14 protein-coding genes are annotated in these 20,952 nt (G+C 34.5%); 9 read left to right on the top strand and 5 right to left on the bottom strand.

Features of this window, described 5'->3' with window-relative positions:
* Nucleotides 1–39: 39 nt before the first annotated feature.
* The 4 genes from rfbA to ASG22_RS17930 are packed head-to-tail and all read right to left on the bottom strand — an operon-like array spanning nucleotide 40 to nucleotide 3,762.
* Nucleotides 40–903: a glucose-1-phosphate thymidylyltransferase RfbA gene (gene rfbA / locus ASG22_RS17945; protein WP_055987619.1), complete on the bottom strand. Its 864-nt coding sequence runs from the start codon at nucleotides 901–903 to the stop codon at nucleotides 40–42.
* Nucleotides 900–1,361 carry a hypothetical protein gene (locus ASG22_RS17940; protein ID WP_055987617.1) on the bottom strand — a complete coding sequence of 154 codons (462 nt, stop codon included), beginning with the start codon at nucleotides 1,359–1,361 and terminating at the stop codon, nucleotides 900–902. Before ASG22_RS17940 ends, rfbA begins: the two co-directional genes overlap by 4 nt.
* Before the next feature lie 3 nt (nucleotides 1,362–1,364).
* On the bottom strand, nucleotides 1,365–2,444 hold the full coding sequence (rfbB, locus tag ASG22_RS17935; RefSeq protein ID WP_055987616.1) for a dTDP-glucose 4,6-dehydratase: 1,080 nt from the start codon (nucleotides 2,442–2,444) through the stop codon (nucleotides 1,365–1,367).
* Nucleotides 2,445–2,448: 4 nt separating this feature from the next.
* Nucleotides 2,449–3,762 carry a UDP-glucose dehydrogenase family protein gene (locus ASG22_RS17930; protein WP_055987665.1) on the bottom strand — a complete coding sequence of 438 codons (1,314 nt, stop codon included), beginning with the start codon at nucleotides 3,760–3,762 and terminating at the stop codon, nucleotides 2,449–2,451.
* 218 nt (nucleotides 3,763–3,980) lie between these two features.
* Here ASG22_RS17930 and rimP point away from each other — a divergent pair, with 218 nt between their 5' ends.
* The 3 genes from rimP to infB all read left to right on the top strand — a co-directional run bounded on the left by rimP (nucleotide 3,981) and on the right by infB (nucleotide 8,827).
* Nucleotides 3,981–4,448 (top strand): ribosome assembly cofactor RimP, encoded by a 468-nt coding sequence (gene rimP / locus ASG22_RS17925; protein ID WP_055987614.1) that lies wholly within the window; start codon nucleotides 3,981–3,983, stop codon nucleotides 4,446–4,448.
* 15 nt (nucleotides 4,449–4,463) lie between these two features.
* Nucleotides 4,464–5,699: a transcription termination factor NusA gene (gene nusA / locus ASG22_RS17920; protein ID WP_055987612.1), complete on the top strand. Its 1,236-nt coding sequence runs from the start codon at nucleotides 4,464–4,466 to the stop codon at nucleotides 5,697–5,699.
* A gap of 80 nt (nucleotides 5,700–5,779) precedes the next feature.
* Nucleotides 5,780–8,827 (top strand): translation initiation factor IF-2, encoded by a 3,048-nt coding sequence (infB, locus tag ASG22_RS17915; protein ID WP_055987609.1) that lies wholly within the window; start codon nucleotides 5,780–5,782, stop codon nucleotides 8,825–8,827.
* A gap of 52 nt (nucleotides 8,828–8,879) precedes the next feature.
* On the opposite strand, the gene ASG22_RS17910 is transcribed toward infB, so the two are convergent.
* Nucleotides 8,880–9,554: a hypothetical protein gene (locus ASG22_RS17910; RefSeq protein WP_055987607.1), complete on the bottom strand. Its 675-nt coding sequence runs from the start codon at nucleotides 9,552–9,554 to the stop codon at nucleotides 8,880–8,882.
* A 328-nt stretch (nucleotides 9,555–9,882) separates the two neighbouring features.
* Here ASG22_RS17910 and ASG22_RS17905 point away from each other — a divergent pair, with 328 nt between their 5' ends.
* The 6 genes from ASG22_RS17905 to fabD all read left to right on the top strand — a co-directional run bounded on the left by ASG22_RS17905 (nucleotide 9,883) and on the right by fabD (nucleotide 20,941).
* Nucleotides 9,883–12,735: a SusC/RagA family TonB-linked outer membrane protein gene (locus tag ASG22_RS17905; RefSeq protein WP_055987606.1), complete on the top strand. Its 2,853-nt coding sequence runs from the start codon at nucleotides 9,883–9,885 to the stop codon at nucleotides 12,733–12,735.
* Between the two features lie 15 nt (nucleotides 12,736–12,750).
* The gene (locus ASG22_RS17900) at nucleotides 12,751–14,349 is read left to right on the top strand and encodes a RagB/SusD family nutrient uptake outer membrane protein (protein ID WP_055987604.1); all 1,599 of its coding nucleotides are present in this window, start codon (nucleotides 12,751–12,753) and stop codon (nucleotides 14,347–14,349) included.
* Nucleotides 14,350–14,491: 142 nt separating this feature from the next.
* Nucleotides 14,492–16,429, top strand: coding sequence for a putative porin (locus ASG22_RS17895; RefSeq protein WP_055987602.1), 1,938 nt, complete (start codon nucleotides 14,492–14,494; stop codon nucleotides 16,427–16,429).
* 13 nt (nucleotides 16,430–16,442) lie between these two features.
* A complete protein-coding gene (gene bshC, locus ASG22_RS17890; RefSeq protein ID WP_055987600.1) occupies nucleotides 16,443–18,029 on the top strand; it encodes a bacillithiol biosynthesis cysteine-adding enzyme BshC in 1,587 nt (528 codons plus the stop codon).
* Between the two features lie 37 nt (nucleotides 18,030–18,066).
* Entirely contained in the window at nucleotides 18,067–19,995 is a 1,929-nt protein-coding gene (locus tag ASG22_RS17885; protein ID WP_055987598.1) for a LysM peptidoglycan-binding domain-containing protein, read from the top strand.
* A gap of 70 nt (nucleotides 19,996–20,065) precedes the next feature.
* A complete protein-coding gene (gene fabD / locus ASG22_RS17880; protein ID WP_055987596.1) occupies nucleotides 20,066–20,941 on the top strand; it encodes an ACP S-malonyltransferase in 876 nt (291 codons plus the stop codon).
* The last annotated feature ends 11 nt before the right edge of the window (nucleotides 20,942–20,952 follow it).

Raw genomic sequence — 20,952 nt, 5'->3', positions numbered from 1 at the left:
TTTTATTGCAAATAGTTTTACGATTTATTAAAAAATCTATTATTTGTTAACTAATTGTTTCAGATATTGACCATATCCGCTTTTGCCATATTTAATTGCCGTTTCTAATAATTTTTCTTCGTTAATAAATTTGTTTCGGAAAGCGATTTCCTCAATACATCCAATTTTGAAGCCTTGTCTTTTTTCGATTACTCTTACAAATTCTGAAGCATCATTAAGGGAATCAAATGTTCCTGTATCCAGCCAGGCAGTGCCTCTGTCGAGAACACCAACTTCCAGTTTTCCTTTTTGAAGATAAACGTTGTTCACATCTGTGATTTCAAGTTCGCCTCTTGGGGAAGGTTTGATATTTTTCGCAATTTCCACAACGTCATTATCATAGAAATATAATCCGGGAACGGCATAGTTTGATTTTGGCTGTAAAGGTTTTTCTTCAATAGAAACTGCCTTAAAATCATCATCAAATTCTACAACACCATATCTTTCAGGATCTGAAACGTGGTAAGCGAAAACTACACCTCCGTCCGGATTTGTTTTGTTTTTAAGCAAAGTTCCCATTTCGGAACCATAGAAAATATTATCACCCAAAACCAATGCTGCAGCATCATCTCCAATAAATTGATCTCCTAAAATAAATGCCTGAGCCAGACCATCCGGGCTTGGCTGAACCATATATTCGATATTACAACCGATTTGTGAACCGTCTCCTAATAATTTGATGAAACCTTCCTGGTCGTGTGGAGTTGTAATAATTAAAATATCTTTAATCCCCGCCAACAATAACGTTGACAATGGGTAGTAAATCATTGGTTTGTCGTAAACAGGCATTAATTGCTTACTTACGGCGATAGTAAGAGGATAAAGTCTTGTTCCGGAACCTCCGGCTAATATTATTCCTTTCATTTTTGTTGTTTTTTGAGATTTTCTATAGCGTAATCCAGCTGGTTTTTAATATTTAAATCCAATGTCGGACTCATTAAAAATATCGAATTATTATTTGAGAGCTTACCTCCTATATTTTTGTAAAAAATGATTAATTCTTTCAAATTTTCTTCTGAAATAAATGAAAATACACTGTAGAATGAAGTTTTTAAACCACCGAAATTAAAATTACGGATGATAGATTTTGCTTCTTCTTCTGTAAGGAGTTGTTTTGGAGGCTCAACATTATAATCAAACATTTTAAGTTCGAGATAAAATTTTGAATAATTCAGCACAGATTCCTTATAATGGGCAACTTCTATAAGTTCGTCAATCAATTTTTGTTTTGAAAGATTTGACGTTGCCGGTGGTGCAATTCGCCCCTGAGAATATCCCAGTGTTGAAAAAAGCATGAAGAAGAAAAATAAAACGGATTTCATCTTTTAGTTATATTGCTTCTCGTAATATTTCTGGTAGTCACCACTCGTAACGTGCTCCAGCCATTCTTTATTTGCCAGGTACCAATCGATGGTTTGTGCTAAACCTTCTTCAAAAGTCACAGATGGTTTCCATCCAAGTTCTGAGTTTAGCTTAGTCGCATCAATAGCATATCGCTTATCATGACCCGGTCTGTCTTTCACATAAGTAATTAATTTTTCTGAATGACCCGCGGGATTACCAAGCTTTTCATCCATTTGTTTAATTAATTCTTTTACTAAATCGATATTCTGCCATTCATTGAAACCTCCGATATTGTACGTTTCTCCCGTTTTAGCTTCATTAAAAATCTGATGAATTCCTTTGGCGTGATCGATTACGAATAACCAGTCTCTTGTATATTTTCCATCACCGTAGATTGGCAATGGTTTTCCATTAAGAATATTTGAAATACAAAGGGGGATTAGTTTTTCAGGGAAGTGATTCGGACCATAATTGTTTGAACAGTTTGAAACGATAAACGGCATTCCATATGTATTTCCGTAAGCTCTCACCAAATGGTCAGAAGCTGCTTTTGAAGCGGAATACGGTGATTGAGGATCGTAAGCAGTTGTTTCTAAGAAAAATCCTGTTTCGCCTAAACTTCCGTATACTTCATCTGTTGAAACATGATAAAATAAATTTGTCCTTTTCTCATTTGGAAATCTTCCGTGCGTGTGATCCGGATTTAATGTCCAGAATTCTTTACAAAGATTTAAAAGATTGGCAGTTCCGTTTACATTGGTATTAATGAACGCCATCGGATCTGTGATGCTTCTGTCTACATGACTTTCTGCCGCCAGGTGTACTACAGCATCTGGGTTATATTTTTCGAAAACTTTTCTTAATTCCTCGGGCTTTGTAATGTCTGCTTTTTCAAAAACATAATTAGGCTCATTTTCAATGTCCTTAAGGTTTTCAAGATTTCCTGCATACGTAAGCGCATCAAGATTGATGATCGTAGAATCAGGATTGTTTTTTACAAATTCTCTTACAACATGCGAGCCGATAAAACCAGCTCCTCCTGTAATGATTATATTTTTCATTTTTTTAATTTACAATTGTTTTACGTCCGATACTCTTATAAAAGAAACCATTCTGCTCGGGAATTTCCAACGGATACATATTTCTTCCGTCGAAAATTACTTTATTATTCATTTTATCAGCCATTAATTCAAAATTTGGATTTTTGAATTCAGGCCATTCTGTTGCGATAAATAAAGCGTCTGCATTTTCTAACGCTTCATACATACTTTTCGCATATTGAATTTTATCACCTAGGGTTTTTTGAACGTTACTTTCTGCAATGGCATCGTAAGCAATGATTTTTGCTCCTTTTTCTAACAATAAAGCGATATTATCTAATGAAGAGGCTTCACGAATGTCGTCTGTATTTGCTTTGAAAGCTAATCCCCACATTGCGATTGTTTTTCCTTCGATGTTTCCTCCGAAATATTTTTCAATTTCTGAAACTAAGATTACTTTTTGGGCAATATTTACATTTTCTGTCGCTTCTAAAATCTGGAAATTAAAATTTTCCTGCTTTCCTGAGTTGATTAATGCTTTCACATCTTTAGGGAAACAGCTTCCTCCGTATCCTATTCCTGGGAATAAGAACCTGTGTCCGATTCTGTCGTCGCTTCCCATTCCAAGTCTTACTTTATCAACGTCTGCGCCTACTTTTTCGCAATAGTTAGCAATTTCATTCATGAACGTAATTTTTACGGCTAAGAATGAATTGGCTGCATATTTTGTTAATTCAGAAGATTTTTCGTCCATGAATATAATAGGAATCCCAATATTGGTAAATGGCTGATAAATTTTTGCCATCACCTCTTTTGCTGTGTCAGAACTGCATCCTACTACCACTCTTGCAGGATTCATAGAGTCTTCAACGGCAAAACCTTCTCTTAGAAATTCAGGATTGGAAACTACGTCAAAAGGAATTTGAGTTTTGGAAGAAATAACTTCTCTTACTTTATCGGCCGTACCAACGGGAACAGTACTTTTGTTAACGACAACTTTATAATCTGTCATCATATTACCGATATCATTTGCTACCTTTATGACATAAGAAAGATCTGCGGAACCGTCTTCTCCGGGAGGAGTGGGTAAAGCCAGATAAATCACTTCGCTTTTGTCTAATGCTTCTTTTAAATCAGTCGTGAAAAATAATCTTTCTGCCTGAATATTTCTCAGAAACATCTCTTCAAGGTTCGGCTCATAGATGGGAACTACGCCGTTTTTCATACCTTCTACTTTTTTCTCATCAATATCTACACAGTATACTGAATTGCCAAGTTCTGCTAGGGTGGTTCCTGTAACCAGACCTACATAACCTGTTCCTACAATCGTTATATTCAAAATGTATGTTTTTAAATTAAGTGACAAAAATAGTAAAAATACCATCATTACAGTCTTTAATTTAATGTAAATAAAAATTAACTTACTCGCTTGATAATAAGATGTTTTGCATTTTTAAGAAAAAGTCGTATATTTGCATTGGATTTATGGGAAAACATGGGAAGGCCTTCGAAAGAAAGCCTTTTTTCGTACGGTAAATCAAAGATTTTAAATAACGTATGGAGTTTAGAAAAAGAATTGAAGAATTATTAAATGAGTTCCTTGAGACCAGAAAAGATTTATTTCTTGTTGATTTAAAGTTTTCTGCAGGGGATGATATTACGGTGATTTTAGATGGAGATAACGGGGTTTCTCTGCAGGATTGCCTTGATGCAAGCCGTGCAATAGAATTCAATATGGATCGTGAGGAGCATGATTTCAGCTTGCAGGTAATGTCAGCGGGATTAAGCGAACCTCTCGTAACTCCGAGACAGTTTGCTAAAAATATAGGTAGAGAAATTGAAGTTTTATTAAATGACTCTGCAGAAATTGACGGTGAACTGGTAAAAGTGGATGAAGAAAAAATCACACTTATTCTGCGTTATCGCAAGCCGAAAGAAGTAGGCAAAGGAAAAGTGGATGTGGAGGAGGAAAAAGAAATTCCTTACTCTGAGATTAAGAAAGCATTAGTGACAATTAAATTTTAAAAGAAAAAAGAAAAGATGGACAATATAGCGTTGATTGAATCCTTTGGTGATTTCAAAGACGAAAAAGGGATCAGCAAGATCGATCTTATGGCAATCATTGAAGATTCTCTTAAGACACTTTTGAGAAAAAGATTTGATTCGGATGATCATTTTGATGTGATTGTAAACCCTGATAAAGGAGATTTTCAGATATTTTTAAATAAAACAATCGTAGAAGACGAAATGTCGGAAGATGATGATCTGGAAATTGAAATCTCTGAAGCAAAAAAGATTGATCCTACTTTTGAAGTGGGAGAAGATTTTACAATGGAAATTCCTGTTGCTCAGTTAGGAAGAAGAAATATCCTTACTTTGAAACAGATTTTGGCTACGAAATTGCAGGAACACAACAATGCTATGTTGTACGAGCAGTTTAAAGACAGAATCGGGGAAATTGTAATCGGGGAAATTCACCATATTCGTCACAAACACGTAATCCTATTGGATGATGAAGGAAACGAATTTATTTTACCTAAAGAGAACCAGATTCCTTCTGATTTCTTCAAAAAAGGTGAAAATATCAGAGCCATTGTAGAAACAGTAGACTTTAAAGGTTCAAAACCACAGATTATTATTTCCAGAACTGCACCTAAATTCTTAGAGAAATTATTGGAGCTGGAAATTCCTGAAATCCAGGACGGAACGATTATGCTGAAAAAAGTAGTAAGAATTCCTGGTGAGAAGGCGAAGATTGCAGTAGATGCTTACGACGACAGAATAGATCCTGTAGGAGCTTGTGTTGGGGTGAAAGGTTCAAGAATTCACGGCGTGGTAAGAGAGTTGAAAAATGAAAACATCGATGTTATTCAGTGGTCGAAAAACCCTGAAATCTTGGTGAAAAGAGCTTTAGGAAATGTAACAGTCAATAAAATTGACATCAATGAGGATACAAACTATGCATTAGTATATACGCCGGTTGAAGATATTTCTAAAGTAATCGGTAAGCAAGGACAGAATATCAGATTGGCTTCTTGGCTGTCAGGATATGAAATTGATGTGTATAGAGAAGCTAGCGAGGATGACGATGTAGATTTGAGAGAATTTAATGACGATATCGAGCAGTGGATTTTGGATGAATTTAAAAAAGTAGGTCTTACTACTGCAAAATCAGTTTTGGATAAAGAAACTGAAACCCTTCTTAATATGGTAGATCTTGAAGAAGAAACCATTGAAGACGTTAAACGTATTCTGAAAGAAGAGTTTGAAGATTAAGATTTTTAAATAAATTTTAATAAACAGTAAAAAAGAAATACTTTAATTTTAAGAATTAAAAAAAACAGTAAATAATATAGATGCCAAAAATAAGATTAAATAAAGCGGTTAAGGAATTCAATATTTCGATGTCCAGATTAGTAGAGTTTTTACAGGCTAAGGGTATCGAGGTTGAAAGCAATCCTAACGCTCAATTAGAAGAAGCGGCATATTCTGCATTGGAGGCTGAGTTTGCCAAAGACGGCGAACAGCGTAAAGCATCCCATGAGGTGGTGATTACCAAAGTTCCGGAAGAAAAATTGGAAATTGAGAAAGCCCCTGAAGTAATAAGAGCTAAAGCTAATAAACCAGAAACTAAAATTTTAGGTAAAATAGACTTAGAGTCTAAAAAACCTGAGGTTGAAGAAGTTCCTGTTGAAAAACCAGCTCCTGTGGTTGAGGAGAAAAAACCGGTTGTTGAAGAAAAGAAAGAAGAGGTAGTGGTGCCAACAACACCTGAGCCTGAAGTAAAAGCAGTTCCTGAAAAACAGGAATTTAAAGTTTTGGATAAAATAGATTTGTCTCAGATAGAATCTAGAAATAGACCAGCTAAAAAAGATAAACCCAAAGTGGAGGAGAAAAAAGCAGAAGAAAAACCTGTTGAAAAACCAGTAGCAGCGGAGCCTGTAAAAGAAACTCCAAAACCTGTTGCGGAACCAACGCCTGCACCTGCGGCTAAACCGGCTGAGGTAAAAGCAGAAGCTGAAAAACCAGCAGAGGAATCACAAGAGCCTCAAAAAATTGAAACTGTTTATCAAAAACTTGACGGTCCTAAAATCGTTGGAGAAAAAATTGATTTAACACAATTTGCGCCTAAAGCTAAAAAGAAAAGAAAGAGAATTGAAAAACCTGGTGGTAATAACAACCAACAAGGTGGAAACAATAATCAGCATGGCGGAAATAACAACAATAACCAAGGTGGTAACAACCAAGGAAACCGTCCTCAGGGACAGAGTGGACAAGGTAACCGTCCTCAAGGTCAAGGTGGACAAGGAAATCGTCCACCAGGTCAGGGCGGACAAGGCGGAGGAAACCGTTTTGGTAACAACCAAGGTGGAAATCGTCCACCAGGTCAAGGTGGTCAGGGAAATCGTCCACCAGGTCAGGGCGGACAAGGCGGAGGAAACCGTTTTGGAAACAATAACAGACCAGGTCAGAGAACCATGCCTGTTGAGTTAACGGATGAGCAAGTTAAAAACCAGATCAAGGAAACCCTTGAAAAATTAACCAATAAAGGAGGTAAATCTAAATCTGCTAAACACAGAAAAGACAAAAGAAATTACCGCAGAGAACAGGATGAGCGTCAGCAGGAAATTGATGCAGCAGACAGAACATTAAAAGTAACGGAATTCATCACTGTTGGTGAATTGGCGAGTTTAATGAATGTTTCTCCTACAGAAGTAATTTCTGCATGTTTCTCATTAGGTGTAATGGTTACCATGAACCAAAGATTGGAAGCGGATACTTTATTATTGGTAGCTGACGAATTTGGATACAAAATCGAATTCTCTGATGCAGATCTTGAAGAAACAGATGCAGAAGATGAAATCGATACTGAAGAAAGTTTAGTATCAAGAGCTCCTGTAGTTACTGTAATGGGACACGTTGACCACGGTAAAACTTCACTATTGGATTACATTAGAAAAACTAACGTAATTGCGGGTGAATCAGGGGGGATTACGCAGCATATTGGTGCTTATAATGTGAAATTGGAAAATGGTCAGAGAATTACATTCTTAGATACTCCAGGTCACGAAGCCTTTACAGCGATGAGAGCAAGAGGTGCACAGATTACCGATATTGCAATTATTGTAATTGCTGCGGATGATGATGTAATGCCTCAAACAAAAGAAGCAATTGCTCACGCTCAGGCTGCGCAAGTGCCAATGATTATTGCAATCAACAAGGTTGATAAACCAAATGCAAATCCGGATAATATCCGTCAGCAACTTTCAGGCTTAAACCCACCGGTTTTAGTTGAAGAATGGGGTGGAAATGTACAGGCACAGGAAATTTCAGCTAAAATGGGTAATAATATGGATCTTTTATTAGAAAAAGTATTGTTACAGGCAGAAATGCTTGAATTAAAAGCTAATCCTGAACGTGCTGCAACAGGAGTTGTAATTGAAGCATCTTTAGATAAAGGTAGAGGTTATGTGGCAACAATGTTGGTACAATCCGGAACTTTAAAAGTTGGAGATTATGTAGTAGCCGGTAAGAATCATGGTAAAGTGAAAGCTTTGCTTGATGAAAGAGGGAAAAACCTTGAAGAGGCTGGTCCATCAATTCCTGCAACGATCTTAGGTTTAGACGGAGCACCTACAGCAGGTGATAAATTCCGTGTATATGCTGACGAAAGTGAAGGTAAAGCTATTGCCAATAAGAGAGAGCAGCTTCAGAGAGAATTATCAATCAGAACTAAAAAACATACGACACTTGAAGAATTGGGTAGACGTATCGCTTTAGGTGAATTCAAAGAATTGAACATTATCCTTAAAGGTGACGTGGATGGTTCTGTGGAAGCACTATCTGATCAATTGCAGAGATTATCAACAGAAGAAATCAGTGTTAAAATTCTTCACTCAGGTGTCGGACAAATTACTGAATCTGATATTAACTTAGCGGCAGCGTCGGATGCGATTATCATCGGATTCAACGTAAGAGCCGGGGCTAATGCAAAAGAACTTGCAGATCGTGAGGAAATTGAGATCAGAACTTATTCTATCATCTATAAGGCAATCGACGAAGTAAAAGAAGCAATGGAGGGAATGCTTTCTCCGGAAATTCAGGAGCAGGTAATCGGTAACGTTGAAATCCGTGAGGTATTCAAAATTTCTAAAGTGGGAACAATCGCAGGTTGTATGGTTCTTACCGGAAAAGTTACAAGACAGTCTAAAATACGTCTACTAAGAGATGGTATCGTTAAATTCGATGGTGAACTTGAAAGTTTAAAACGTTTCAAAGACGATGTAAAAGAAGTTACAAAAGGTTACGAATGTGGATTGAACTTAAAAGGATATAACGACATTGAAAGTGGTGATATTCTTGAAGTATATGAAGAAGTAGCTGTTAAGAAAAAATTAAAATAATTTAATTTTTGATATAAACAAAAAACCACCCTTATTTGGGGTGGTTTTTTGTTTAATTTTGATTGAGGAATGTGACTAATTTTATCAAATCTTCATCTTTATCAAATTTGATTTTATTGGATTTAAAAAATGTGTTTATTTCTTCTTTTCTGTTTGGAAATTGTTCTAAAATTTCTTTCTGATTTTTAGGTTTCTTTATAAATGAATTTTCTATTTTGATATAATACACCGGATCTTGTATTTTAAATTGTGCAGGCTTATCAGAAGCATATGAATTAGCCGCTGGAACAGCATCTCTAAAAATTGTTTTTACTTTTTTATAAAGGGAATTTTTACCATTTACTAATTCTATAAAATATCCAGCAATGTCATCTTGTCCTTTTAAAAGAATAAATGTTTGTATTGGGGACTTTATTTCTATTTTTGAAAATTTTTCATCTTTAGGCAAAACTTGCGCTTTGCCATCTTTTTGAAATTCAATTTCATCTTTATAACTGTTGTATCTTACAGGTACTTCTTCATAATCAGTAGCAACTCTAGCCTGATAGAAATTTTTATCTAAATATGGAGAGCCTTGTATTTCATCATAACTTAAATTTTTTCCTGTAGTAGAAACGATTCCTGAAAAAACTGATTGGTCACCGGTTACTTTGTTTACGGATAAAGTTTGTTGACCTAATAGTAATTTGGATGCTATAAATGTTAAGAGAAATAGTGTTTGTTTCATTGAAAATAATATTATAATTAATAAATATTATAAAAATACTAAAATAATATGTAGACTATCATAAAGATAAACAATGCTACGCATTGCTTTTGTGGTAATTTATAAGTCTTCTAAATAAATAAACACCATAATGACAAAATTTAGTTAAAGATGTTTAATGTCTGTTCATAATTAAGTACATAATAATAAAGATTCAACTAATCATTATTATTACCGTATGTAAAAATCTATCTATCAAAATATACGCTTAATGATTAGGTTTAAGAAAATTGGTGATGTTAAAATTTATTAACATATTTGCTATTCTTTAATATTAAAATTTGTTAATATGAATGTGAAATTACGTGTAATAACGGCTGGAGTTTTGTTTTTTACGGGGCAAGCTGTATTAGCTCAGAAGAAAACCAACGATTCAACTAAAGAGGTGAAGATTGAAGAGGTAGTTGTTTTAGGATACAGTAAAACATCAACAAAAGCTAAATCGACAACTTCATCTGTTACGGTGGGATCTGAAACTTTAGAAAATAGACCCAACATTTCTGTGTTGAATTCAATTCAAGGTACTGCACCAGGAATTGTCGTAAACTCTGCATCAGGATCTCCAGGTTCTGGAAAATTCAATATCTTAATTAGAGGTATGAGTTCATTAAATGGCTCTACTGATCCGTTGTATGTAGTTGATGGAGTGATTACTTCTGGTTCCCAGTTTAGAAACCTTAACTCTTATGATATTGAAACTTTCAGTATTCTTAAAGATGCTCAGGCAACTGCTATTTATGGTAATAGGGCTGCGAATGGTGTTGTTGTAATAACAACAAAAGGAGGAAGATTTAATTCTGGACTAAGAGTATCTTATGATGCTTTAACGTCATTTTCTACATTCCCTAAGACTGATTATAATATGTCTAGTGGAAGACAGATGTTACAAGTTCAAAAAAATTTAAAAAGCGGTTTTGGAAATACTAAAACACAAGATGAAATTGATAATTGGGCGATAGATACTGATTGGAATAAGCAATTTACGAAAGTTGGTGTATCTCAACAACATAATTTAGCGATTACTGGTGGAGGTGAAAATATTAATAATTATTTGTCATTAGGATATTTAGATAGTGAAGGAACTATAAAATCAACCGATTTTAAAAGATTTACATTAAGAAATAATTTAAATGGGAAATCCAAAGATGGGAGATTAACATTTGGTTCAATAATTGGCTTAGGGTATTCTAAAAGAAATCAATTAGATGATGAAACTAATACAGGTATTGCTGGTAACGTTTTGCAAAATCCATTATTTGGGGGGGTACTATCGCCTACATATGTAGCTCCATCTCCATATGCTAATGGACAAGAATTATTTAATGCTATAGGACAAAGTAGTGCTGCTAATAGAGCATATATTCTTCAGGATAATATTAATGGTGGTATTAAAAATAGATTTACGGAATTAAGTATTTCTGCTAATGCTAATGTCAATTATAAATTGACTGACTGGTTAAGTGTTGGAAATAGAACAGGTATTGAATATAAAGAATATGAAAGAATATTTGCCAGATCACCACAAGGATATTTAGCAATTTCTGTTGCGACGGGGCAGGGAGCTAAATATGGAGGATTTGAGCAATTTACAACAACTCAAGACTTAACTTTTAATAATATTACTAATATTACATTTAATAAGACATTTGGTGATCATACGATTTCTGCGGCTGCCTATATGGATTATATAAAGGCACATGTAATGACTAATCAACAGGTACAAAATGGATTAAATCCATTACAATGGTCTTTTGGTGCTGGTACAGGATATATTCCGTTTAATCCAGATACACCCAATATTTATAGACCAACTGTATCTGCGTCAAAGATAACTGCAGGAACATTGGCATATTTCGGAACTGTTGATTATGATTACAAAGACAAGTATGGAATAAGTGGAGTTGTGCGAAGAGATGGATCTTATCGTTTTCTGCCGACAAATAGATGGGAAACTTTTTGGTCAGCGGCTGTTAGATGGAACATAGATAAAGAAGATTTTATGGAGAACTCTGGATTCAGATTACTTAAAATAAGAGCTTCTATAGGTACAACAGGAAATCAAAATTTAGGTATTTCTGCGAATAACCAAAATCCTTTGGCTTTACTTCCTAATAATTTCTTGGATCTTTATTCAGGGGTTTCGGGTTATCAAAATTTATTAGGATATAATTTTGTAAACTTATCTAATCCATATTTAAAATGGGAACAGGTAAAACAGTCAAATATTGGTTTAGATTATAATTATAAAGGCATTGTAGAAGGTAGTATTGATTACTATCAAAAAAGAACGACGAGAATGTTTAATGACTTGCAGAGGTCTGCTATAACAGGAACGTATTCTTTTAGAGGGAATGATGGAATTCTTGACAATAAGGGAATTGAAGGTTTAATCAGATACAATGCAATAAAAACAGAAAATACTAAATTGTCAGTTTTTGTAAATGCATCTTATAATTCTAATAAGATTGTGTCAATGAGCAATGAGGATTTATCAGATGATATTGTTAATGCTATTGGAGGGCCAGCTAGCCAATATCAATTATATCAATATCTTGGAGTTAATTCAGCAAATGGAAACATGTTATTTTTAGATAAGAATGGAAATTCTACTGAGACTCCAACCTCGGCAGATAGAGTATTAACAGGTAAATCACCTTATGCTAAATTTACGGGAGGTTTTGGTTTCAATTTCCAGCATAAAGGATGGTTTTTAGATACATTATTCTCATTCCAACAAGGTGGATACATCTATGATAACTTATATTCATGGGTTATGAATCCTAATTATGCTGCTAATAATATTAATGTATCTTCTAATTTATTAAATGCATGGACTCCCCAAAATACAGGTTCTGATGTACCTGCATTAAGAGCTGCAAATGCTGGCCTAGATGGTTCTTCTGATAGGTTTTTATATAAATCAGATTTTATAAGACTTAAAAATATTTCTTTAGGATATAGTTTTACTAAAGAGCAGTTAGGTCAGTTACCAGTGAGAGGAATCAAGGTATTTGTACAAGCAGAAAATTTATATACATGGAGCGATTGGAAAGGGTTTGATCCAGAGCCAATTACCAATTATTCTTTGAATGTATATCCTAATCCTAGAACAGTCTCAGTTGGAGTTAATGTTGATTTTTAATATATAGATAGAGTTATGAAAAGAATTATAAATACAGTTTTAATTGTGGCAACATTATCATCAGCATCTATAATGTTGAATAGTTGTCGTGATGCACTTGATATTACGCAAGCTGGTGAATTACAGGAAGAAGAAGTATATACGAGTGTTTCAAATTTAAATGACGTGTTGAACGGATCTATTTACGGTCAATTAGATCCGATCGATGAAATATATTTTACTGGAGTTTTTACTGATGAGCTGAAACCAGGTTTCGGAAGTGGGGGCCAAGAATTCGAATTACATAGATATTTTTTAGATCCTGCTACTCAGGTTGTTGGTGGTGGTACTGTAAGTACAACAACTAGCGATGGTATTTGGCTTAATAATTATAGAGTTATTAATAGAGTAAATAGGTTGTTAGAAGGTGCAAAAAGCATTACACCTACTTCTACGGTTGAGCAAGGTACATATAACAGTATTATTGCTCAGGCAAGAGCCATAAGAGCTTTCTGCTATATTCAGCTGGAATCTTATTTTTCCACTAATATGAAAGATCCTAATGCTTTAGGAGTAATCATTGTACCCGGAGTTCCTGCTACTGATGCAAAATTACCAAGAGCTAAAAACCAAGATGTTTATGATCTGATTAATTCAGATTTAGATTATGCAAGAGCAATATTAACATATTCAAATACTGCTGCGTCTAGATATATTGTAGGTAGAGGTTTTGTTAATGCACTTAGTGCTCGTTTTAATTTATATAGAGGAAATACTGCTTTAGCAAAACAATATGCTCAAGATGTGATTACTAACTCTGGGCTTTCTCTTACTGTTGCAACACCATCTCAACCAACTGGTGATCCTGCAATAGGTTCAGCAACTTGGAATACTGCGTTCTATGCAACTGCATCTTCATTTAATCCTTACAGAAACTTATGGAATGACTCTGCAAGGGGAGAAATTATATTTTCTCTCAATAGACTTCCTTTAGGAGCCGGACAAAGTATCGGAACTAGATGGAATACTAATCAATCTAGTATTAATGGAGTACCAATGTGGGTATGGGGAAGAAATCTATACAATCTATTTCAGAATATCCCTGGAGATATCAGAAAGTACGCTTATGTGGATCCATCTTCAGAACCAAATCCCAATTATCAGGATCCAAATGAAGACCCGTTAGACGATGCATTAATTATTGATAAATATCCGGGTAAAACAAGTGCGGCAACGAGAAATGATATCAAAGTATTTAGATTGTCAGAAATGTATTTCATTTTAGCTGAAGCTGAAGTTGCAGCAGGTAATCTAACTGTGGCTCATGATTTGATCCAACAAGTACGAGTTGCGAGAAATTACGCAAATTTAGCAACAACTCCTCTTTATACTAATGCACAATTTGCATATTCTGATATTTTAAAAGAGCGTAGGATTGAGTTAGCATTAGAGGGACACCGTTATTTAGACTTAAAAAGACTGGCTACTTTGGCAGGTGTTACTATGGATAGAAATGAAATAGATGATACAGTTCCAGTAACTAATCTTCCAAATAATAGTTATAAGTATACTTTACCTATACCAGTAAAAGAAACTTCGGCTAATCCGAATGCTCAACAAAATCCTGGTTATTAATAATCAAAATTAAATTGAATATTTTTTACATAAACCCACATTATAGATGTGGGTTTTTTATTCCCTATTATTTCTTATTTTTGCCTTACAAAATTTCAATGCAAATTGTTTTGACTTTGAAGTTTGAAAATATAAATAAAGCATGAAGTATATACTTTCAATAATACTCTTCTTCAGTCTCACGGCTCAAGCACAGGTTGTGAATAAGACAGATTCCAACAAACTTCCGGATCAGAAAGAAGACACTTTGGTAATCGATTCTGGAAAGAAAGATTCTTTAAAAATCTTTAAACCGACAATTAATGACTATCTGTACCAAAAACAGTTTGGAGAGAAAAAGGTATTTGATACTGTAATGACTTTCGATAAAACCTATATTTTCTCACAATATAACAACAGAGATAATTTTGGAAGAGCTCAGGTTGCTAACATAGGTGCTGGATTTAATCCGTTATCTTATGAAGTCGATGCCGAGCAGAATTTATCATTATTGCCATCCAACAAATCATACGGAATTTTAGGAATTGATGATATTCATTACTATGATGTTAAAACACCAACAGCAACTTTCGTTTATCATAATGCAATGAAAAACGGGGCTGCTTTGAAGTCTACATATACTCAAAATATTGGGAAAAGATTCAACTTTGCGGTGGAATATATGGGATTGCGTTCTCAGGGAATGTACAGAAATACATTAGCCGCAAATAATAATACGTTATTTTCAGGTCATTATGTTTCCAAAAGTGGAAATTACGAATTGTTCGCACATTATTTACATCAAAATGTCAACAATCAGGAAAATGGAGGAATTGCTGTAGACAGTCTCTTCTTAAATGGTGACAGCAACTCCAGCAACAGGCAGAATATGCAGGTAAATCTTGCAGCATCGAGTTCACAGTTTTCTTACAGAAGATATTATCTGACGCATCAGTTTACACCTTTTAATCCGGAAAAATACCCTTTCAGAATCAGACACACGATTTCTCATCAGGGAAATAAATATTACTATAATCAAACCTCAGCAGAAGCTTATTGGTACGACAGTCCTGCAGAACTCGTTGAAGGTGCGCCGCTTCAGTCAAAAAAGTATTCCGACAATTTCAGCAATACAGTGAGCTTGGTTTGGGATAATGAAAAATTTAAGCTTGATGCGGGAGTGCGTTATCAGATGTTAAAATTTGGAAGCAGTTCAATTGTGTTACCACTCTTAGAAATTCCGACAGAATTAAAAGAAAGTAGAATTGGAGCGGTTGGGAATTTACAGATCAGACTTTTCGATAAATTTCAGTTGAATTCATTTGCAGAATTTTCCAATGGAAGCCGATTCGGAACTTATGTAAGAACGACAAACAATTTGAAATTTGAGCCCATTAAAGATTATTTTGTTACGCTTAAAGGTAATTTTCAAAGTGTTTACCCATCTTTCAATTATTTAATTAATACTTCGAATTACAATAATTTCAATTATTATCTTCAGGATGCTAAAAATCAGGCGGTCACTGAATTAGGTGGAAGTATTAATCTAAAATGGTTTAAGACAGAACTATTTGCCAATTATTTCAGAATTGATAATTACACCTATTTTGATGCTGCAGCAATGCCGAGACAAAGTGCCAATTCTCTGAATATTTCTCAGATTGGAGGTGATGCAACTTTCAGTTATGGAAGTTTTCATTTGAATACAAGATTGCAGTTTCAGAATGCACTTACCAATAAAGATTTGTTGCCAATGCCCGGATTCATCGGTCGTGCCAATATTTTTTATCAGTCAAAAGCATTTAAAAAAGCGGGAGAAATTCAGGCGGGAATTAAGATTTATTATTTTTCAAAATTTGCGTCCAGACAATATTTCCCGATTATTAACGAATATATTTTACCAAACTCCAACTCATTTTCAATTGGAGGACAGCCGATTGCCGATATTTATTTTAATTTAAAAGTTAAAAAAATGTTCTTTTTCATCGAAGGACAACAGATCGGGACTGTTTTTTCAAATAATAAAGCCTACGCATTTCCAAGTTATCCGGTGTATGATTTCAGGTTAAATATTGGGATTGTTTGGTATTTGTTCAACTAAAATTTAATCAAAGTTGAAAACAATCAATAAAATATCATTTCACGATATAGAAAGCATTCCTCAATTAATAAAAGATTTTTTGAATCACGATATTGAGGGGTTTGAAGAAAGCACATTTTCTTTAGATAATTTTAAAAAGCAGATTCATTTAAAGCAGAATTCTTTTACATCAGATCAAAGAAATGTTTTGTCAAGTATTTTTGATAAGCAACTTTCCGGTCTTACACTTTCTTCAAAACAAATCGAAAATATAGAGAATTTAAGAGGTCCAAATACATTTACGATTACTACCGGTCACCAATTGAATCTTTTCTCAGGACCTGTTTTTTTCGTGTATAAAATTTTACAGACGATTAAAACCTGTTTTTATTTAAAGGAAAATTTTCCTGATTTTAATTTTGTTCCTGTCTATTGGATGGCTTCGGAAGATCATGATTTTGTCGAAATCAATCATTTTAAAACCGAAAATAATTACTACGAAATCAATGAAAAATCGGGTGGGGCAGTCGGAAGAATAAAAATCAACGATACTTTTTTCATTTCAGAATTTGAGAAAGAATTCAAGGATTCTATTTTTGGAACGGAGTTGATTTTAATGTTGAAAGAAGCGTATACACCGGGAAATACTTTAACACAAGCGATTCAGATTTTGGTGAACAGATTGTTCTCAGATTTTGGTTTACTGATTATTGATGGAGATTCTAAGGAATTAAAAAATCAGATAAAAGATACTTTCAGAGACGAATTACTGAATTTCAGTTTGCATAAAACTTCTCAGGAAAAAGTAAACTTGTTAACAAAGAAATACGGGAAAGTTCAGGTTAATCCGCGTGAAATTAATTTGTTTTATCTTTCAGAAACGCGCGACAGAATAGATTTCGACGGACAGAATTATAATATTGTTGATAAAAATATTCAATTCACAGAAGAAGAAATTTTAAATGAATTGGAAAATTCTCCTGAAAAATTCAGCCCGAATGCATTAATGAGACCTGTTTATCAGGAAACAGTTTTGCCAAATCTGGCTTATATCGGTGGAAACGCAGAGATTATGTATTGGCTTGAATTGAAAGATTATTTCACCAAAATCAATATTCCTTTCCCAATTCTGATTCCCAGAAATTCGATGTTATTTTTAAAGGAAAAAACTTTAAATAAAATTGAAAAATTAGATCTTAAAATTGAAGATTTTTTTCAAAACTTCACAACAATTACCAACGGAAAGGTATTAGATAATAACGAAATTCTGAAATTGCTGAATGAGAAAGAAAATATTTTATTAAACCAGTTTTCTGAGTTAAAAACAATCGCCGAAACCACCGAAAAATCTTTTGGAAATATGGTGAAAGCCGAAGAAGTTCGTCAGTTGAAATCTTTTAAAAGACTTAAAAAACGCCTTCTTCACGCAGAAAAAATAAAACAAAACGAATTATTAGAAAGACTGGAAAATATCTTTTTAGATGTACATCCTTCTAAAACATGGCAGGAAAGGGTTTATAATTTTAGCGTATTTTTCGCAGATTATGGATATTCTTGGCTTGAGACTTGTTTAGAAGAAATGGAAATAAGAGAGTCGAAACTAATAATTCTTGCCATTTAATTTTAAAGAAGTATTTTTGTAACCATAATCATCAAATATGTTAAAGAGGTTTTTTGTTCTATCAAGTTTATGTCTGTTTTTGGGTGTCTCAGCTCAGAAATCACACACCGTCATCAAAGGAGATACTCCGTATAATATCGCCAAAAAGTACGGAATAACGGTAGATGAACTGCTGAAGCTGAATCCTAAAGTAAAAGACGGAAAGCTGGCACTTGGTGATGTTTTGACGGTTAAAAACGATAAAACTCCTGCTTCAACTCCGAAGCCTGTGGTCGCTGCAAAACCGACAAACAATTCTCAGCTGGGGAAAATTATTCTTCAGCCTAAACAGACGGTTTACGGAATCACAAAACAGTACCATATTTCTGAAACTGATTTGAGAAAATTAAATCCTGAATTGGATTCTCATACAAAAATAGGTGATGAAGTTGTTCTTCCTTTAGAAAATATAAAAAAATATGGCGGAGATCAGCAGAATGTTGTGACAACAACTGTAAAACCTGTTGAAAATACAACAAAAACCACGGTTTCAGATAATGAATATGTTATTCAGCAAAAGGATAATTATTACAGAATTTCTAAACAGTTCAATATTACCAAAGAAGAACTTTTTGCTTTAAATCCGGGATTGGAAGATAAAGGTTTAAAACCGGGAGAATCTATTAAAGTAAAAAAATCTGGAGCAACTTATACGGCAACTGCAGTTTTTGAAGAGAAAACAAATTCAAAGGCTAAAGTAGATTCCGGAAACGAAAGATCTTCTTCCAATACCAATACAGTGGTAGCAGACGACTATGTGACCTACACGGTTCAGTCTGGCGATACGGTTTTTTCTATTGTTAATAAATTCGGAATTACCATTGATGAGTTAATCGCTTTAAACCCGGAATTATCTCACGGATTAAAGTCTGGAATGGTGTTGAAAATTAAAAAACTGGATCCTGCTTACGTTAAGAAAAACGGTGATGCATTAAGCGTTGTGATAATGCTTCCTTTCGGATACAGTACAGGTGAAACCCAGTACAGAGCAATGGCAATAGATTTCCTGACAGGTGCAAAACTTGCGATCGAAAGAAATGCCAGAAACGGACAAAAATTAGATATAAAAATAGTGGATTCAGGAAACGAAGCATCTTTCAGAAATTCATTAACGCAGATAAATCCTGATAATACAGATTTAATTATCGGGCCATTTTTTAAGTCGAATGTTGTTGACGTTTTAGATTTCACCAAAAATCAGAAAATCCCGATTGTTGCACCTTTTGCCAACTCTCCGGAACTGTATGGTTACAGCAATCTGGTTATTATTGAAACCAGTGATGCAACCTATGCAGATAAAATTGTAGATGAAGTGAAAGCCGCTTATTCTGATCAGAAAATCTATGTAGTTGCAGACAGTAAAAAGGAAAATGCAAATTATATTAAGGCAGGAATTGAAAAAGCAGTAAAAAATGCAAATGTGGTAGTCGTAAATTCTCCTGCAGACATTCAGCTTGATCAGAATATGATGACGGGGCAATCTGCTCCTGTAATCGCAATTTTGGCGTCTGATAATGATGCCGCAGGTGAAGCTTTTGCCAATAAAGTAATTGCTTTGTCAAAAGAAGTTCAGGGTGTAAAAGCATTTAGTATGTATTATGCTCCTGTTTTCGAGAGAAGAGTAGATGATTTAAGTCAGGCAAATCTGGTTTATCTGATGGATAGAAAAATCAATACAGAAGGAAATTTTGAAAAAGAAATTCTTGCTGCATACAAAAGTAAATACTGTAAAACTCCTCCTAGATATGCGATTGTAGGTTTTGATGTCGTAAACGATATGTTGACCAGAGAAAACAAAAAAGGAGAAATCTTCAGACAAATTAATAAAGTTCAGACTCAGTTGGCTACCAAATTTGAGTTTGTAAAAGCTAAAGCAAACGGAGCTTATGTAAATACAGGTTATCGTGTGATTAGACTGGTTCCATAAATGATTTGAATCAGTTTAAAGAATATTGTTAACATTATATTTATATTTGCGTAATATTTTAAATTAATACATGAAAGCACTTGTATTTCCAGGGCAGGGTTCTCAGTTCGTAGGAATGGGAAAAGAATTGTACGATTCTAGAAAAGACATTAAAGATCTGATGGAATCTGCCAACGAAATTTTAGGGTTTGATATCCTTTCTATTATGTTTAATGGAGCGGATGAAGATCTTAAAAAAACGGAGGTTACCCAACCTTCAATTTTTATACATTCGGTTGCTGCGTTGAAAGCGGTAAACGGTCTTGGAGCCGAAATGGTTGCAGGACATTCTTTGGGAGAATTCTCAGCATTAGTTGCCAACGGAGTATTGTCTTTTGACGACGGTCTGAAATTGGTTTCCGAAAGAGCAAAAGCAATGCAGGCGGCTTGTGATGCCAATCCAAGTTCTATGGCTGCAATTTTAGGATTGGAAGATGCTAAAGTGGAAGAAATCTGCGCAACAATCAGCGGGATTGTAGTTCCTGCCAATTATAACTGTCCGGGACAGTTGGTAATTTCCGGAGAAACAGTTGCGGTTGAAGAAGCTTGTGCTAAATTAAAAGAAGCAGGAGCGAAAAGAGCACTGTTATTGCCTGTAAACGGAGCATTCCACTCTCCATTGATGCAGCCTGCACAAGAGAGATTGGCGGCGGCGATAGAGCAGACAAAATTCAGAAAAGCGACGATTCCTGTATATCAGAATATCACAACTACAGCAGTTACGAATCCTGACGAAATTAAGCAAAATCTTATTGCACAGTTAACAGGTGCTGTAAAATGGACGCAGTCTGTACAGAATATGATTAAAGACGGTGCAACAAACTTTATTGAAGTTGGACCGGGAAAAACACTTCAGGGATTAATCAAGAAAATTGATTCTTCCGTAGATGTTGCATCTGCGATTTAATTAAACTAAAA

The organism is Chryseobacterium sp. Leaf405 (assembly GCF_001425355.1).
GTDB lineage: Bacteria > Bacteroidota > Bacteroidia > Flavobacteriales > Weeksellaceae > Chryseobacterium.
This window is presented reverse-complemented; position numbering and strand designations above follow the sequence as displayed.

Coding starts and splice junctions, on each gene's coding strand:
- rfbA (WP_055987619.1), bottom strand. CDS start 903: ATGAAAGGAATAATATTAGCCGGAGGTTCCGGAACAAGACTTTATCCT.
- ASG22_RS17940 (WP_055987617.1), bottom strand. CDS start 1,361: ATGAAATCCGTTTTATTTTTCTTCTTCATGCTTTTTTCAACACTGGGA.
- rfbB (WP_055987616.1), bottom strand. CDS start 2,444: ATGAAAAATATAATCATTACAGGAGGAGCTGGTTTTATCGGCTCGCAT.
- rimP (WP_055987614.1), top strand. CDS start 3,981: ATGGAGTTTAGAAAAAGAATTGAAGAATTATTAAATGAGTTCCTTGAG.
- nusA (WP_055987612.1), top strand. CDS start 4,464: ATGGACAATATAGCGTTGATTGAATCCTTTGGTGATTTCAAAGACGAA.
- infB (WP_055987609.1), top strand. CDS start 5,780: ATGCCAAAAATAAGATTAAATAAAGCGGTTAAGGAATTCAATATTTCG.
- ASG22_RS17910 (WP_055987607.1), bottom strand. CDS start 9,554: ATGAAACAAACACTATTTCTCTTAACATTTATAGCATCCAAATTACTA.
- ASG22_RS17905 (WP_055987606.1), top strand. CDS start 9,883: ATGAATGTGAAATTACGTGTAATAACGGCTGGAGTTTTGTTTTTTACG.
- ASG22_RS17900 (WP_055987604.1), top strand. CDS start 12,751: ATGAAAAGAATTATAAATACAGTTTTAATTGTGGCAACATTATCATCA.
- ASG22_RS17895 (WP_055987602.1), top strand. CDS start 14,492: ATGAAGTATATACTTTCAATAATACTCTTCTTCAGTCTCACGGCTCAA.
- ASG22_RS17885 (WP_055987598.1), top strand. CDS start 18,067: ATGTTAAAGAGGTTTTTTGTTCTATCAAGTTTATGTCTGTTTTTGGGT.
- fabD (WP_055987596.1), top strand. CDS start 20,066: ATGAAAGCACTTGTATTTCCAGGGCAGGGTTCTCAGTTCGTAGGAATG.